We start from the raw sequence: 16,728 nt of genomic DNA, 5'->3' as shown, positions 1-16,728 counted from the left end.
TCTTACCTCCTAACTAAGAAAGCTTTCCTATTCTTCATATAAAAAGCCGATTTCATACTACAGAAATCGGCCTACGTTTTAGCAGGAAAATTATTGCGAATCGTTTCAAGCGCATGCTCTTTCACAATTTGTTTTCCATACTCACTTACACGATGAATTGTTAAAGTTGATTCTTCTCCATATTCTAAAATAATACTTAAAATACGATCAATTTCTTCTTCATCATGTAGCACTTCATCGAATTCCACATATACATAATAGCGGTTCTCAAATGAATACAGCTCATCTTTTATATCTTCAAAGATAAGACGATGACTTAATGAAATGACATCTTCAAAATCATTAAATTTAATTAAAAAGCCAAACGTACCATCTTCATTAAAGGTTGTTCCTGTTTGTTCTTCTACCTCTTCGACTAACTCTTGCTGGAATAATGATTCGATGCCTTCATCTAGAGGAATATCTATAATTTTGTCTACCCCTATCGGTAGTTCCAGCTTTTGCCCGTCCTTTGAAAGCTCTGCTTTCGTGACAAGTACTTCAATCCCTTTATCGACTGCTTGCACTTGAATCCATAACGGTCCATCAATAAAGAAATCGTCATGATCACGAGCTTCGTCCATCATCTCCCAAAAGAGCTCTTCACTTCGTTCGCGATCATACCAAATTTCTTCACGATTAAATCCTCTATCCTCTATATCAATGTACGTAATAAAAAATTTCATCGTATGATCATTAATTCTTTCAATATCCAAAATACAACTCTCCCTTCCTGCTTAGAATTGTTATGAAGGGATTCCCCACTCATATGACAAATCAATAGATTCTTGTACTCTCATTTTATGATAAGATTCTCCAGAATGGAAATAAAATCGATTTATTTTACAAAAATAGTTATATGCCTATCTTTACTCGATCAACTACATAAATATATTATTATAGCGATTTCTTACTTACAAAAAATTTGGACATACATTTCCACATTCCCCCGTACACTGTAATAAAGTGAAACTTCTATTGGAAGAGATTACTTAACAACAACTTTCTTCATCACATACATATAGTTCGCTTATTAAAACATCATAAATGGAGGCAGACGAATGGACTTAGAGTTTTTAACATCAGTACTAATGATTGTCGGTATCGATGTTGTATTAGGTGGTGACAATGCAATCGTCATCGCACTAGCTAGCCGAAACTTACCTGAATCGAAACGAAATAAAGCCATTTTGATCGGTACTCTTTTAGCAATCGTACTAAGAATTGTCCTTACTATACTAGCTGTCTATTTACTCGACATTCCATTTCTGCAACTTATCGGGGGCGTTTTACTTACATTAATCGCAGTAAATTTATTAACTGATAATAGCAACGATCTTTCTTCTATTCAAGGAAAAACAACTTTATTTCAAGCGGTGCGTACAATTGTATTCGCGGACCTTGTTATGGGGTTTGATAATGTTATTGCCATTGCAGGTGCAGCTCACGGGAGATTTTTACTCGTCATAATCGGCTTACTCATTTCTATCCCGATTATTATTTGGGGTAGCAAACTTATTTTAATACTTATGGAACGATTTCCATTCCTCATTTATTGTGGTGCAGCGATTCTTTCCTATACTGCAGGAAAAATGGTTACACATGAAGACAGACTTGCAACCTTTTTTCATAACAACCCAAGTTTCACTGCAAGCATTCCCTATTTGTTCATTTTCACTATTTTATGCATCGGCTTTATCGTACAACAAGTTCGATTACGCAATGTGAAACATTAAAAAAAACCTTCTACTATATAATAGGTAGAAGGTTTTCATATTATTATAATTAATTTACAAGACGTTGTGCTTCACGTAATTGGAACGTTCTTACTGTACGTGGTAAGAAACGGCGAATTTCGTCTTCGTTGTAACCAACTTGAAGGCGTTTCTCGTCAATCATAATTGGACGACGTAAAATCCCTGGATAGTCACGAATCATCTTATATAAATCTTGAAGTGGTAAAGACTCTAAGTTTACATTCAATTCTTGGAAAACTTTCGAACGAGTAGAAATAATCTCATCCGTTCCGCTTTCTGTCATACGTAAAATCTCTTTAATTTCCTCAATCGTTAATGGATCTGAGAAAATATTACGTTCTGTATAAGGAATATGATTTTCCTCTAGCCATAATTTCGCCTTTCTACAAGACGTACAGCTTGGAGAACTATATAATGTTACCATACAAAGCTCACTCTCCTTAAAGAGTACAAATTCTGTACTAAATACAGTTTTAATTTCTAACTTCAGCAATTTTTCGCGATAACTTGTCTTATTAAAAAGTACAAAAATCGCATTTCATGTAAGCAACAACTTATAATAAACAACAATTACTTTTAATAAGTAACTTCTATAATCATTATACAATAGATTTTGCAAGAAATATACAGTAAATTTCCTGCTAGTTGAGAAAACTCTTCCGTGTATTCCACTGCTATGTAACATGATTACGCTCACTTCAGCTGTACTTGAACAATAACTTTCAACCCTTTTACTACTCACTTCCCATAGATTTTTCATATAATATATAGTTATTTATCTATAATCTTTCCTATGAAAAAGAGAACGTTTTCTTACTTTTTCGTGATAAATCAATTAAGAAATGTAAGACTATACAAATGAGAACGAAAAGGAACGTTTGTTCTCATTTTAACAAACATTCCCCCTCCTGTCTACAAGATTTCTAAAGTAAACCGAAATTTTTTCTGACATTTCTTTCTTTTTTATTTTTTATCTCATACAATAAACATACAGACAGGCAAAGGGGGAGTTTGCAAATGATTGCTTTTTTTATTGATTTTATTACGGTTGCTGCCCTCATCATCGGAATAACAGCATTGATTGGTGTCATTACAAATAGCATTGGCGAAAAGCTCTTTGGTGGAAAAGAAAAAATGAAGTTTGTTAACAAAAGTTTGGATGTACAATCCGGCTGGAACGAAGTTGGCGGAAAAGGCATTTATAAGAAACGAACGTATTAAAAAAAGCAGGTGGTTAGCCTGCTTTTTTTATTTTCCTACGGACGCCCACTTAAAGCTTAAATCTCCGCCATATTTATGGTTGTACATATCTTTAATTGTTTCTCTTTGTAAGTATGCTCTACCACGTTGATATACTGGAACGATTGCAGCGTCATCAAGTAACATTTTTTCTGCTTCTAATAAGTTTTTCCAACGAGCATTTACATCGCTTCCATCTTTTTTCGCCTTCATAATGATTTCATCGTATTTTGGATTAGAGTACTTCATCTTATTTTGTGACCCATCTGTTACAAACATATCAAGATATGTAATTGGATCTGGGAAGTCCGCACTCCATCCAGAGAATGACATGACATAATCGCCCGCATCTTCTAATTTTAGTTTTTGTGCGAATGGTTGTTGTTTAATCTTTACTGTTAAACCTGGTAAATTCTTTTCTAATTCACCTTTTAAATATTCACCAGTTTTCTTTGATAACTCTACATCTTCATTTAATAATTCTAATTCGATTTCATTTTTACCAAGTTCTTTTTTACCAGCTTCCCAATATTTTTTCGCTTCTTTCGCGTTTGGTTTTACAATATCCCCGTTTACAGCACGGAAATCTTTTTTATCTGGTCCTTTAATAAAGTTATCAGGAATTAATCCTGTCGCTGGCTTAGAACCGTTATTTAATAATGTATCCACGAATGGCTTACGGTCAAAAGCAAGTGAAATTGCTTTACGAATATTTTTATTTGCTAAAGCTGGATCTTTTTGATTTAAACGAAGGAAGAACACAGATGTATCTTCTACTGTTTGGAAATCTGGTTTTCCTTTATATTTATCAATAAACTCCGCTAATAACGACGCTCGATCAATTGCATTTGTTTCATATAAGTTAATTGGCGTAGATGTATCTTTTACAATATTAAAGTTTACTTCCTCAATCTTCACTTCTTTATTGTCCCAATATGACGCGCTCTTTGTCATTTTAAAGCTACGTTCATGTTGCCAATCACTTAATGTAAATGGTCCGTTATAAAGCGTTGTATTCGCTTCCAAACCAAACTTCGTACCTTGGTCTTTCACAAACTTTTCATTCACAGGATAGAAGATTGGATATACCATTAAATCTACAAGGTATGGAATGGTATTATCTAATTCCACTTCTAATGTATAATCATCAATCGCCTTTACCCCTAATTGATCCGGACTCATCTCTTTTTTATTAATTTTCTCTGCATTTTTTATATCATACATAATGTACGCTGATTTCGCAGCTGTATCTGGGTTAATCGCTCTTTGCCATGCGTATACGAAATCTTTTGCCGTCACAGGCTCACCATTTGACCATTTTGCGTCTTCACGTAATTTAAATGTATATTTTTTACCATCTTCTGATTTTTTGAATTCCTTCGCTACACCAGGAACTAGCTTATCATCTTTTCCTAAACTGTATAAGCCTTCCATCGTATTAGTCATTACTCTTGAAGAAACTGCATCAGCTGATAATGCTGGATCCATCGTTGGTATTTCTTGCGTTTCAATTAAGTTAATAACTTGCTTTGCGCCGCTTTTCCCGCTATCCCCTTTTGCGTTCGCTTGCGGTTCATCTTTTTGATAGCTACATGCCCCTAACATCATGCTCATCGCTACTGTTGATGCTACAAAAACTGGTATCTTTTTTTTCATACTTCCACCCTCCCAAAAAAATGTTAACCCTTTCATTTTCAAACAGAAAGAAATATATATATGTTCTAATAATTCATATTATACACACAAATATATTTTTTGTATATTTATATTTCTATTTTATTAAAATTTTCCGTTTTAAAATATATCTTTGTAAACGTTTTATATTACCGATAATCCTTACTAAAGTACTGAAAATAATTATTTTTATATTTTTCTAAATTATCAGAGAAAAATAAATTTTATATTTTATAATACTTTATGCATAATTATCCCACCCTTTTTAACATAAAATAGCAGACCCTTCATATTAAAAATATGTAGGCTAAAATGAGTGCAAAGGTTAAGAAAGTATGTTACGATACATTTTGCTAAAAATAGATATCGGTAAAGAGGGGACGGACATGACAGCAATTCAGGCAAAAAATGGACCGACAGAGAAATTAAGTTTATTCTTATTAACATGGCCTATTTTTCTAGAAGTTTTTCTTTTTATGTTAATGGGGATCGCTGATACTTTCATGTTAAGTGCATTATCAGACGATGCTGTATCTGGGGTTGGTGCAGCGAATCAATATCTTCATATTGCGATTTTGGTATTAGAAGTCATCGGGAACGGCGCTGCTATCGTTGTATCTCAATACCTCGGTTCCAAACGCTTTATGGAAGCATCTAAAATATCAGCATTAGCCGTCACATTAAATTTAATAGTTGGGCTCGTTATAAGTGCTGGTTTTCTTTTATTTTCGAAACATATGATGCTCGCAATGAACTTACAAGGCGATGTACTAACGTATGCGCAAAACTACTTATCTATCGTCGGAGGAGCCATCTTCCTACAAGCTATTATTAACTCATTAGCCGCAATTATCCGTGTACACGGTTTTACAAAGCAAGCGATGTTTATTTCACTCGGAATGAATATGATTCATATCGCTGGAAACTACGTACTCATTTTCGGGAAATTTGGTTTCCCTGAGCTCGGTGTACAAGGGGCTGCAATTTCTTCTGCTATCAGTCGATTGATCGCACTTATTGTTTTCTTCTGGTTACTATACCGCGTTATGGAATATCGTGTAAAATTACAATATTACTTCACTTTATCCAAAGAATACATTGGGAAAATTTTAAAAATTGGCATTCCATCTGCATTTGAACAAGTGATGTATCAAGCTTGTCAAATCGTCTTTCTTTATTACGCAACGTACTTAGGAACGGAATCATTAGCTGCTAGACAATACGCTACTAACATTTCCATGTTCACTTATTTATTTGCAATTGCAATTGGTATGGGAACAGCCATTATTATCGGCCGCCTCGTTGGTGGTGGCGAAAAGGATGAAGCATACGAACGCTTGTGGAAAAGTGTAAAATGGGCAATTGGTGTAACTTTATGTATGGTCGCTCTCGTTATTACATTCCGTACACAATTAATGGGACTGTTTACAGATAATCCGCACATTATCGGGTTAGGCGCAAGTGTTCTTTTACTAAGTGTACTACTTGAAACGGGACGCACGATGAACATCGTCATCATTAATTCGCTTCGTGCAGCTGGTGATGCAAAATATCCTGTTTTAATCGGTGCATTTTCTATGGTGTTAATGAGTTTACCACTAGGTTACTTTTTCGCCTTTCATTTAGATATGGGGCTCGTTGGTATTTGGCTAGCGATCGCCATCGACGAATGGACACGTGCCATAATTATGTTCTTCCGCTGGAAAAGTAGAGCGTGGGAACGTTATGCACTTGTTAAACCCGAGGAGCAAGAAGAGAATATTTCTGTTCAAGTTCAGTAATTTTGCATATGGATATCACTAATGGTACATGAGATTTATCCTAGCGATTCTTTAAATATATCAACTGACCGACAAATGTATACAATTCTTTTATATAGTAGAAAAAGAGCCATCCTTCCATAACAGAAGAATGGCTCTTTTTCTTATTGATAAATCTCTTTATATTTCTTATACTCCGCTTCAGAACATAGTACGAAATGTCCTGGGCGAATTTCACGCATTGTTGGCACTTCGCTACCGTAATCATGCTGCGATGGATCATATACGATACGTTTACGATTGCGCTCATAATCTGGATCTGGAAGTGGAATCGCTGATAATAGTGATTTCGTATATGGATGAATTGGATTCGCATATAATTCATCACTTGTTGTTAACTCAACGATTTGGCCACGATACATTACACCAATACGGTCACTAATGTATTTTACCATTGATAAATCATGGGCGATGAATAAGTATGTTAAACCTTTTTCTTTTTGTAGCTTTTTCAGTAAGTTTACAACTTGCGCCTGAATCGATACGTCCAGTGCTGAGATCGGCTCATCGGCAATGATAAATTCTGGGTCTACAGCAAGCGCTCGAGCAATACCGATACGCTGACGTTGTCCACCTGAGAATTCGTGTGGGAAACGGTTTGCGTGCTCTTTATTTAAACCAACTGTGTTTAATAGTTCATGAACACGGTCCATGCGCTCTTTTTTACTTTTCGCTAATCCGTGAATATCAATACCTTCTGCGATAATATCCCCTACTGTCATACGAGGATTTAATGATGCGTATGGATCTTGGAAAATCATTTGCATTTTACGGTTGAATTTCTTCAGTTCTGCGCGTGATTTCTTACCATGTACATTTTCACCATCGAACAATACTTCACCAGCAGTTGCATCATATAAACGAATAATTGTTCTTCCAGTTGTCGATTTACCACAACCCGATTCTCCTACAAGACCAAATGTTTCTCCGCGGTAAATATCAAATGAAATATCATTAACCGCTTTGACAACACCACCACTCACGTCGAAGTGCTGCTTTACATTTTTTACTTCAATTAATTTCTCACGTTGTTTAGTCATGTTGTTCACCTGCTTTCATTTGAAGAATGCGTCTTTCAACGACTGCCGGCGGTTTTACTTCTGGAGCTTGCTCGTGAAGTAACCAAGTTGCCGCATAGTGTGTATCACTTACTTTAAATAAAGGTGGGTCCATTTCAAAGTCAATTTTCAGTGCCTGTGGGTTACGTGGTGCAAAAGCATCTCCCTTCGGCGGCTTCAATAAATCTGGAGGCGTTCCAGGGATTGCATATAACTCTTCTTCTGAACCATCTAAACTTGGCATAGATGCGATTAAACCCCAAGTATATGGATGTTTCGGATTGTAGAAAATTTCATCTACAGTTCCAATTTCAACAACTTTACCAGCGTACATAACTGCCACTCGGTCCGCAACGTTTGCTACTACACCTAAGTCATGCGTAATAAAAATGATTGCTGCTTCTGTTTTTTGCTGAATGTCTTTCATAAGTTCTAAAATTTGCGCCTGAATCGTAACGTCTAGCGCTGTTGTCGGCTCATCGGCAATTAATAATTTCGGGTTACAAGCTAACGCCATCGCAATAACTACACGCTGTCTCATACCACCTGAGAATTGGTGAGGATATTGTTTTAAACGAGCTTCTGGATTTGGAATACCTACAAGGTCAATTAATTCTAAAGCAACTTTACGTGCATCTGCTTTACTCATCCCTTGGTGTTTAATTAGACCTTCCATAATTTGATTTCCAATTGTCATCGTTGGATTTAATGATGTCATTGGATCTTGGAAAATCATCGCAATATCTTTACCGCGTACTTGCTGCATTTCTTTTTCTGTTAATTTTGTTAAGTCACGACCTTCAAATACGATTTCACCATTTTTAATGCGTCCAGGAGGATTCGGAATTAATCCCATTAACGCTTTAGAAGTAACTGATTTCCCCGAACCAGATTCTCCTACAATCGCCAATGTTTCTCCTTTTTTCAAATCAAAAGTAACGCCGCGTACAGCTTGTACTTCACCTGCATGTGTATCAAAGGAGACTTGTAAATCTTTTACCTCTAACAATGTTTTCATCTTTGCCTCTCCCCTCTTTTACTTACGCATTTTTGGATCTAACGCGTCGCGTAATCCGTCTGCCATTAAGTTAAACGCTAAAATTAATATACTGATGACAACCGCAGGGATGAACATCATATGCGGATACGTTTGAATAGATTTATAACCATCATTTACAAGAGAACCTAGTGACGCAAATGGTGGCTGAATCCCTAAACCGATGAAACTTAAGAACGCTTCACCAAACACCGCTGATGGAATTGTAAACATTGTCATTACGATAATAGGTCCCATTACATTTGGAATTAAATGTTTCACAATTAATTGTGTATTTGTTGCACCTAATGTACGAGATGCTAATACATATTCTTGGTTTTTTAACTTTAAGATTTGTCCACGAACAATTCGCGACATCCCTATCCAACCTGTAATCGCCATCGCGAGTGTAATTGACCAAATACCAGATCCCATAATGATTACCATTAAAATAACGATGATTAAGTATGGAATACCGTTAATAATCTCCATAATACGTTGCATAATGTTATCTACTCTACCGCCGTAGAATGCTGAAATACCTCCGTATGCAACCCCAATTACTAAGTCAATTGCTGCCGCTAAAAGAGCGATATATAATGATACGCGTGTACCTTCCCATGTTCTTGTCCATAAGTCACGGCCAAGGTCATCTGTACCAAACCAGAAGTACTCTTTAATATCACGTTTTTCATATTGGTCAACACCATATTGATCTGTACCGTCAAATGGTAACCAATGAACATTTTCAATAACTGGAATTTTTGGTGGTAATTTCGCACGACCTAAATCTTGCTCTTTATACGAGTGTTTACTTACCATCGGTCCAAAAATCGCTAATAGCGCAATGATAACTAACAATACAAGGCCAAGCATCGCACCTTTATGTTGGAATAAACGTCTTCTTACATCTTGCCAAAACGTTAAGCTTGGACGGGCAATGACTTCATTATCAACATTATTTTGATTGGCTTGTTGAAATAAATCTGGAGATAATTTTTGTACATCTTTCATCATTTTTTCCCTCCCGCTAAACGAATACGAGGATCAATAATTCCGTATAAAATATCGACAATGAAAATAACTAAAATGAAGATCGCACTATAGAAAATCGTAGTTCCCATAATAACTGTATAGTCATTTAAAGTAATCGATTTAACGAATTGTTCCCCAAGTCCTGGTACAGCATAAATTTGCTCGATAACAAGTGTTCCTGTAATTAATGCCGCAACCATTGGTCCTAAAATTGTTACAACTGGAATTAACGCGTTACGAAGTGCATGTTTGACAATGATAACGCCTTGGCTAATTCCTTTCGCTTTCGCTGTTAAAATGTAATCGGCTTGCATAACTTCAATTAATTCTGCACGAGAGAAACGTGCGATTGTTGCGATAACTCCCATCGATAATGCAATTGTAGGCATTACAGTAAACTCTGGCCCTTTCCAGAATGCTACTGGGAACCAGCCAAGTTTTACCCCTACGAAATATTGCAGTAATGCGGCGAATACGAATGATGGTACCGACATTCCGAGTACCGAAATAACTGTTGCACTATAATCTACCCACGTATTATTACGAAGTGCGGCAACAATACCTAAAATTAAACCGATAAATGTTCCTAATATAATCGCTTGTAAACCTAATTGGGCTGATGGTCCAATACGATCCACAATCATGTCTGTTACTGGGCGGTTATCATATTGGAATGATACCCCTAAATCACCTTTTGCTAAGTTACCTAAGTAACGTGCATATTGAACTGGTACCGGATCATTCAATCCGTATTTTTCAAGAATGATTTCTTTTTGTGCCGGTGATAGCTTCTCCTGGTTTTTAAGCGGAGAACCCGGAAGTAATTTCATCAAAAAGAAAGTCATTGTAGTAATTAAAAATAATGTCAAAGCCATGTACACGAAACGTTTTAATACATAACGTCCCATAGTCAAGCACCTCCCCGTTTTTCTCAAAAGCAATAAGATAGTTTAAAATATTCTTACTTTTATTTTTTTAAAATAAGAGCATATGCCCATCATAGGCATATACCCTTGTAAACGATGGAAAAAAAGATTATTTTTGTTCAACAGATGCCCATTTGTAAGTTAATTTACCACCATAGTTAATTGGGATAATATCTTTTACGGCACCTTTTACTACATACGCTGAACCTTTTTGGAAGATTGGAGTGATAACTGCATCCTCTTTAATTAACATCTTCTCTACTTCTAGAAGGTTGTCCCAGCGAGCTTGTAAATCTTTTGTATCTGTTTTAGCTTTTTGGATTAACTCATCATATTTCTGATTAGAATACCCTGTTTTATTTTGAGAACCATTCGTAACAAACATATCTAAATATGAGATTGGATCTGGGAAATCTGGTCCCCAAATACCAAACGCAATATCATATTGCTGAGAATCTTCTAATTTATTTTTTTGTGCGAATGGTTGCTGTTTAATTTTAATTGATAAACCTGGTAAGTTCTTTTCCATCTCACCTTTTAAGAATTCCCCAACTTTTTTAGCATCTTCATTATCAAAGTTTAAGAATTCTAGTTCGATTTTATCAGTTCCAAGCTCTTTCTTCGCTGTTTCCCAAAGCTTTTTTGCTTCTTTTGGATTTGTTTCAACTAGCTTTCCATTTTCAGCTCGGAAATCTTTTTTATTTGGACCTTCAGCGAAATCTTTTCCAACAAATCCGTAAGCTCCAATTGCGCCGTTATTTAAAATAACTTTTGCAATGTTATCACGGTCAAAGGACATTGAAATTGCTTTTCTTAAGTTTTTATTACTTAAGTACTGATTACTTTGATTAAATCTTAAGTAAGCAACCCCTGCCTCTTTTCTTGTTTGGAACTCTGGGCTTTTTCTAAACTTATCAACAAATTCAGACGTTAAAGCCGCTCGATCAATCGCGTTTGTCTCATATAAATTTACATCAGTTGCTGTATTTTTTACAATATTAAAGTTGATTTCTTCGATTTTAACCGTTTTATTATCCCAATATGAAGGATTCTTCTTGAATTGGAAACTTTGTTCATGTTTCCAATCACTCATAACGAATGGACCGTTATATAATGTTGTATTTGCCTCTAAACCAAATTTATCACCTTGTACTTTTACAAAGTTTTCATTTAGTGGGTAAAATACTGGATAAACTGTTAAATCGATAAAGTAAGGAACGGGATTGTCTAATTCTACTTCTAATGTATAATCATCAATAGCTTTTACACCTAATTGGTCAGCAGGTAATTCTTTTTTATGAATTTTCTCTGCATTTTTAATATCGAACATAATGTACGAATACGTTGCTTTTGTATCTGGATTTACTGCTCTTTTCCATGAATACACAAAGTCTTTAGCTGTTACAGGTTCCCCATTCGACCATTTCGCATCTCTTCTTAATTTAAATATGTATTTCTTCCCATCATCTAGCTTTTCGACATCTTCTGCAACTCCAGGCATTCTCTTTTGATCTTTGCCAATACGATATAAACCTTCCATCGTATTATTTAATGCTGTAGAAGATGAAGAATCAGATGCTAATGATGCATCCATTGACGGAATTTCAGATAACTCTGTTAAATTAAGAATCTGTTTTCCGTTACTACTACTCGTAGCGTTCTCTTTCCCTTTTGCTTTTGCGTCATCTTTTTGGTAGCTACACGCGCTAAGCAACATACTTGCAGTTAAAGTTGATGCAAGTAATAACGGTATCTTTTTCTTCATGTTGTGTTGCCTCCCCTAATTGCACTTCCTGTACCCTCACTTGTTAAAAAGTAGAATTGAAAGAATAATCTCCAAGTTTCTACAATTTTCATTATACATATAATAAGACGATTGTGAATATAGTTTTTTGTTTTTTTGTTAAAATTTTTAATAAAATATTTATATTTTTAATTTTTCGTAAAGGGATACATTAACATTGCTACCATCATCTTAAAATCAGACCTTTAATTGCGTATAATTTTCAAAAAATTAATCCTAGTACATATTATAGCTTTTATAGTATAATAATTCTAGTAATATTTTGACGGAGGGGAATATTTTGAATAAAGTTTTTTTTCATACTTGTATACTAATTTTTATAGCGATGATTGCTTCTAGTATTGCTGCATTCCTCATTTCATCTCAATTTTTGTTGAACTTTGTCAACATCTCGTTTTATATCGCGCTATTTTTTATTCTGATAGGTGGTTTTTTATTCATATTTCAAAATGGGTTTTTCAATGTAACTCTATATGCTTTCCAAAGAGTATTTGGTACGAACAAAAAGATTGACTCTTTAATTGAAGAAGTCGAGGAACCTACAGATAAGAAAGAACGTATTTATAAAACATATTCATTCAAATGGACATATCCGATTTGTATTACAGGTATCGTTCTTGGGTTGTTCTCGACCCTCATTAGCTTTACTATTTTGATGTAGTTTGCAAACACTATCCCATATGATATAATAATCAGCAAAACATTTTGTTATAAAACTTTAGTTCTTTCATATTAAAAGAGCTCAAGTAACAATAAATAAATTTATATGTATGCGATGATAAAGAAGAGTACATATTGAGGCAATTTCAGAGAGCTTGTGGTTGGTGTGAACAAGTAATTGTACAGTATGGAATGGGCTTTTGAGCACCAAACCGAACCGAAAGTAGTAGGCTTTGGCGTTATATCCTAACGTTATTATGGATTAGAGAGATTTCACAGTAGTGAAATAATTAGGGTGGTACCGCGGTCCATTCGTCCCTATAGTTTTTGGGATGAATGGGCTTTTTTGTTTGCCTTCTCTTCCCCACATCACACATTCAATTTTAGGAGGAATTACTTATGTCAGTTATCTTTTCTGGTATTCAGCCAAGTGGAACGATTACACTTGGAAACTATTTAGGAGCAATGAAGCAGTTTACAGAGCTTCAAAATGAACACGACTGTTATTTCTGTATTGTAAACCAACATGCGATTACAGTGCCTCAAGATCCCGTCGGGCTTCGTAAAAACATCCGCAGTCTTGCTGCACTTTATGTGGCATGCGGCATCGATCCTGAAAAAGCTACTTTATTTGTACAGTCAGAAGTACCAGCACACGCTCAACTAGGATGGATTATGCAATCTGTTGCTTACGTTGGAGAATTAGAGCGTATGACGCAATATAAAGATAAAGCTTCTGGTAGAGATTCAGTTCCAGCTGGATTACTTACGTATCCACCATTAATGGCTGCTGATATTTTACTTTACAACACTGAAATCGTGCCGGTTGGTGATGACCAAAAGCAACATATCGAATTAACACGTGACTTAGCAGAGCGTTTCAACAAACGTTACCGCGAAATCTTCACAATGCCTGAAATTCGTATTCCAAAAGTAGGAGCTCGCGTTATGTCATTAACAGAACCTACGAAAAAAATGAGTAAATCTGATCCAAATCCAAAATCAATGATCAGTATGCTTGATGAGCCAAAAACAATTGAAAAGAAAATTAAGAGTGCTGTAACTGACTCTGAAGGTATCGTGAAATTTGATAAGGAAAACAAACCTGGTATCTCTAATTTATTAACAATCTACTCTTCATTCTCCGGAAAAACAGTTGAAGAAATTGAAGCAATGTACGAAGGAAAAGGATACGGCGACTTCAAAGGCGACCTAGCGCAAGTAGTCGTAGAAGCAATTCGTCCAATCCAAGACAAATATAACGAACTAATCAATTCACCAGAACTAGACGAAATTCTAGACAAAGGTGCAGAAAAAGCAAACCGCGTTGCATTCAAACAACTACGCAAAGTAGAAAACGCAATGGGACTAAGCAGAAAACGTAGGTAACATATAAAGCGGAGGCAGCTCGTTCAGCTCTGACTGGCTAAGGTTCTTTCGCATAGAAGACGCTTTTTGTCTTCTTATGCGGAAGGTTCTTAGACACGAAGAGCTTGCTGCCAGAGCTGGATTTCATATAAAGCGGAAGCGGCTCGCTTAGAATGTGAGGGGGATGGAGCTCCTGACATAGAGGCGCTTTTTGCCTCGCAGGAAGGCGCGAAGCCACCGAACATTCTTGCCGCTGGAGCTGGATTTCATATAAAGCGGAAGCGGCTCGTTCAGAATGTGAGGGGGATGGAGCTCCTGACGTAGAGGCGCTTTTTGCCTCGCAGGAAGGCGCGAAGCCACCGAACATTCTTGCCGCTGGAGCTGGATTTCTATAAAAAGCGGAGGCGACTGCTTAGCCCTGACGGCTAAGGCTCTTTCCCACAGAAGGTGCTTTTTACCTTCTCGTGGGGAAGGTTCTTAGACGCGAAGGGCTAGGAGCCGGAGCTAGATTACAACAAATTAAAAAAACCGCCAATCGGCGGTTTTTTTAATTTACCTTTTGCTCATTTTCCATTTCCCATAACTTTTCAAAAAATGGCTGTCCTTTTACAAGACGCTCACATAATTGTTCATGTTTCTCAGACCAGCCAGCTTTCGCTTCATCATACAGTCTAGCCCAAATATCCTCGAACTCCATATGTTGAACCGTTCCATATGCTGATGGATCCCACTCTGTGTACCAATAGCGAATCTCTGCTGTATTTTTCGTTGTATGTAATTGATCTAACGCCATAAATAATAATTGTTTTAGCTGTCTTTCTTTACGAGTCAAGCCATTCATAATGAAAGGCGATGGTGATAAAATGTGATGTTCTTTTTCTGTTTCTTCTACTTGGAACTCATACTTTTCTGCTTTTACGTTTTCTACCATCTCATATACCATCTGCTCTTGGCGTGGTATAAGTCTGCTTTTACGAATTGGTACATTGTAACCAATTGTGTCAATCGCAATAATTCCTTTTCCATCTGTAACAACAAAGCAATACTCTTGCTGCAAACGTTCATGATTTTTACGAATATAAGCCTTATGATGTACGTCTTCCAGCATTTTTTGCGGAAGCTCTAACAATTCGTTCTCGATGTAATGATATAATGTGGCATCTACTTTTAATAATGGCACTTGATCTAATAGCTCAATCGTATCATCTTTCCGCCATTCGTAAAAATGACAAACGTTATACCCATTTTCTTCACCTTCAAACCAATTTACCCATACATCATGTAGATATAACATTCACTACCCCTCACTTCACTACTGTTTGTACCAATCATTATGTTCATTTTTGCTTAACTTTATTCCACTTGAGGAAATATATTCTAATTATTATTTTTTCTTCTATTAATAATAAAAAAACAGGAAATAGAACTCCTGTTTTTTATATATGAAATGCACTTGCTTTATTCAATATTTCTTTTGCATCTATAGATAATAAAGAAAGTGTATCTTCTCCTTCCAAAGTTACACAATCTTTGACAATATGAAATCCAAGCGCATAGCCAAGCATCTTCGGATAAGAGTGAAAGCCATTTAATACGATGTCATGTTCCCTTGTTCCTCGTTTTATACTTATTCTTTCATGTACAACATTTTTCCAATAATAAATAGCTTCTTCTTTTGAAAGATACGCCGTCCACGGTGCATTGTTTTTTTCTGTATACCTTTCTGTTACTGCCTGCTCAGCTAGCCCTTCCATAATCATCGTATCAAGTAATGTATATTCTGTTTCTTTCATCTCAATTTGATGTAACCTGCATATGTGATGATATTCATGCGCCAATAACACTTTTAATTCTTCTACCGAATTCCGCCCACATACGAATAAGAAAATAACATGACGCATAGATAATCCAGCCCTACCGTTATACTCTTCTTGTACAGTTCGATTATAGGAATCTGATAATAAAATAAAGACAGGGACATCTGGACCTTTTAACCAGTTTTTCAGTTTATCATACTCCAGGCTCAATTCTTTCCAAATTTCCTTTTCCTCTAATTCTTTAATTTCCTTTTCTCCGCGCATAATCGGGCGATACATCCCTTTTGAAATTAAAAAGCGATACAACCTTTCTTTTGGCAACGGAATATACTTCGTAAATTTCTCACAAAGTTTTTCTGGCCGCCCATAATATAAATGTAGCCATTCAGCTGTTTCAACAATCCCCATCTTTATCCCTCCTTTTCTTATGTATATGCTACAGGAGAAAAAGGCGTAAAAATAAATAAGGAGTTTTTTCGCAATATATTGCGAAAA

General features: G+C 35.9%; 15 protein-coding genes and 1 other annotated feature. Of the genes, 5 read left to right on the top strand and 10 right to left on the bottom strand.

The annotated features are described in order from the left end of the window. Nucleotides 1-71 precede the first annotated feature (71 nt). Nucleotides 72-755, bottom strand: a complete 684-nt coding sequence (gene mecA, locus ACTFRH_RS02475) for an adaptor protein MecA (RefSeq protein WP_000350719.1) — start codon at nucleotides 753-755, stop codon at nucleotides 72-74. A gap of 345 nt (nucleotides 756-1,100) precedes the next feature. On the opposite strand from mecA, the gene ACTFRH_RS02470 reads away from it, so the two are divergent. Further along, on the top strand, nucleotides 1,101-1,775 hold the full coding sequence (locus ACTFRH_RS02470) for a TerC family protein (protein WP_000362616.1): 675 nt from the start codon (nucleotides 1,101-1,103) through the stop codon (nucleotides 1,773-1,775). Nucleotides 1,776-1,824: 49 nt separating this feature from the next. Here ACTFRH_RS02470 and spx read toward each other — a convergent pair whose 3' ends face one another. Beyond that, the gene (spx, locus tag ACTFRH_RS02465; RefSeq protein ID WP_000258267.1) at nucleotides 1,825-2,220 is read right to left on the bottom strand and encodes a transcriptional regulator Spx; all 396 of its coding nucleotides are present in this window, start codon (nucleotides 2,218-2,220) and stop codon (nucleotides 1,825-1,827) included. Between the two features lie 593 nt (nucleotides 2,221-2,813). Between spx and ACTFRH_RS02460 the strand changes: the two genes are divergently transcribed. Further along, the gene (locus ACTFRH_RS02460; protein ID WP_000559969.1) at nucleotides 2,814-3,017 is read left to right on the top strand and encodes a hypothetical protein; all 204 of its coding nucleotides are present in this window, start codon (nucleotides 2,814-2,816) and stop codon (nucleotides 3,015-3,017) included. 27 nt (nucleotides 3,018-3,044) lie between these two features. Here ACTFRH_RS02460 and ACTFRH_RS02455 read toward each other — a convergent pair whose 3' ends face one another. Next, entirely contained in the window at nucleotides 3,045-4,691 is a 1,647-nt protein-coding gene (locus tag ACTFRH_RS02455) for a peptide ABC transporter substrate-binding protein (protein ID WP_000727244.1), read from the bottom strand. A 353-nt stretch (nucleotides 4,692-5,044) separates the two neighbouring features. Here ACTFRH_RS02455 and ACTFRH_RS02450 point away from each other — a divergent pair, with 353 nt between their 5' ends. After that, nucleotides 5,045-6,490, top strand: coding sequence for an MATE family efflux transporter (locus ACTFRH_RS02450; protein ID WP_002163890.1), 1,446 nt, complete (start codon nucleotides 5,045-5,047; stop codon nucleotides 6,488-6,490). A gap of 143 nt (nucleotides 6,491-6,633) precedes the next feature. Here the strand turns inward: ACTFRH_RS02450 and ACTFRH_RS02445 are convergent, their stop codons facing one another. The 5 genes from ACTFRH_RS02445 to ACTFRH_RS02425 all read right to left on the bottom strand — a co-directional run bounded on the left by ACTFRH_RS02445 (nucleotide 6,634) and on the right by ACTFRH_RS02425 (nucleotide 12,349). Next, nucleotides 6,634-7,569, bottom strand: a complete 936-nt coding sequence (locus ACTFRH_RS02445; protein ID WP_000166347.1) for an ABC transporter ATP-binding protein — start codon at nucleotides 7,567-7,569, stop codon at nucleotides 6,634-6,636. After that, nucleotides 7,562-8,605 carry an ABC transporter ATP-binding protein gene (locus ACTFRH_RS02440; protein WP_000854347.1) on the bottom strand — a complete coding sequence of 348 codons (1,044 nt, stop codon included), beginning with the start codon at nucleotides 8,603-8,605 and terminating at the stop codon, nucleotides 7,562-7,564. The genes ACTFRH_RS02445 and ACTFRH_RS02440 overlap by 8 nt, the downstream gene beginning before the upstream one ends. 18 nt (nucleotides 8,606-8,623) lie before the next feature. After that, the gene (opp3C, locus tag ACTFRH_RS02435) at nucleotides 8,624-9,640 is read right to left on the bottom strand and encodes an oligopeptide ABC transporter permease (protein ID WP_000974106.1); all 1,017 of its coding nucleotides are present in this window, start codon (nucleotides 9,638-9,640) and stop codon (nucleotides 8,624-8,626) included. Continuing rightward, nucleotides 9,637-10,566, bottom strand: a complete 930-nt coding sequence (opp3b, locus tag ACTFRH_RS02430) for an oligopeptide ABC transporter permease (protein WP_000534172.1) — start codon at nucleotides 10,564-10,566, stop codon at nucleotides 9,637-9,639. Before opp3b ends, opp3C begins: the two co-directional genes overlap by 4 nt. A gap of 127 nt (nucleotides 10,567-10,693) precedes the next feature. Then, nucleotides 10,694-12,349: a peptide ABC transporter substrate-binding protein gene (locus tag ACTFRH_RS02425; protein WP_000727221.1), complete on the bottom strand. Its 1,656-nt coding sequence runs from the start codon at nucleotides 12,347-12,349 to the stop codon at nucleotides 10,694-10,696. A 319-nt stretch (nucleotides 12,350-12,668) separates the two neighbouring features. Between ACTFRH_RS02425 and ACTFRH_RS02420 the strand changes: the two genes are divergently transcribed. Together ACTFRH_RS02420 and trpS are read left to right on the top strand one after the other, a co-directional pair. Then, complete coding sequence (locus ACTFRH_RS02420) at nucleotides 12,669-13,049, top strand: DUF3899 domain-containing protein (RefSeq protein ID WP_001044996.1); 381 nt, start codon at nucleotides 12,669-12,671, stop codon at nucleotides 13,047-13,049. 105 nt (nucleotides 13,050-13,154) lie between these two features. After that, nucleotides 13,155-13,371, top strand: a binding site (T-box leader). A 76-nt stretch (nucleotides 13,372-13,447) separates the two neighbouring features. Further along, nucleotides 13,448-14,437 carry a tryptophan--tRNA ligase gene (trpS, locus tag ACTFRH_RS02415; protein WP_000110982.1) on the top strand — a complete coding sequence of 330 codons (990 nt, stop codon included), beginning with the start codon at nucleotides 13,448-13,450 and terminating at the stop codon, nucleotides 14,435-14,437. A 526-nt stretch (nucleotides 14,438-14,963) separates the two neighbouring features. On the opposite strand, the gene ACTFRH_RS02410 is transcribed toward trpS, so the two are convergent. Continuing rightward, nucleotides 14,964-15,710 carry a YjbA family protein gene (locus ACTFRH_RS02410; RefSeq protein ID WP_000966124.1) on the bottom strand — a complete coding sequence of 249 codons (747 nt, stop codon included), beginning with the start codon at nucleotides 15,708-15,710 and terminating at the stop codon, nucleotides 14,964-14,966. Between the two features lie 142 nt (nucleotides 15,711-15,852). Continuing rightward, the gene (locus ACTFRH_RS02405) at nucleotides 15,853-16,641 is read right to left on the bottom strand and encodes a DUF2268 domain-containing protein (RefSeq protein ID WP_000513273.1); all 789 of its coding nucleotides are present in this window, start codon (nucleotides 16,639-16,641) and stop codon (nucleotides 15,853-15,855) included. Between the last annotated feature and the right edge of the window lie 87 nt (nucleotides 16,642-16,728).

This window comes from Bacillus cereus group sp. MYBK216-1, from assembly GCF_051916495.1.
GTDB lineage: Bacteria > Bacillota > Bacilli > Bacillales > Bacillaceae_G > Bacillus_A > Bacillus_A thuringiensis_K.
Note: the sequence above shows the minus strand (reverse complement) of the source record. Positions and strands in the feature narration are given on the sequence as shown.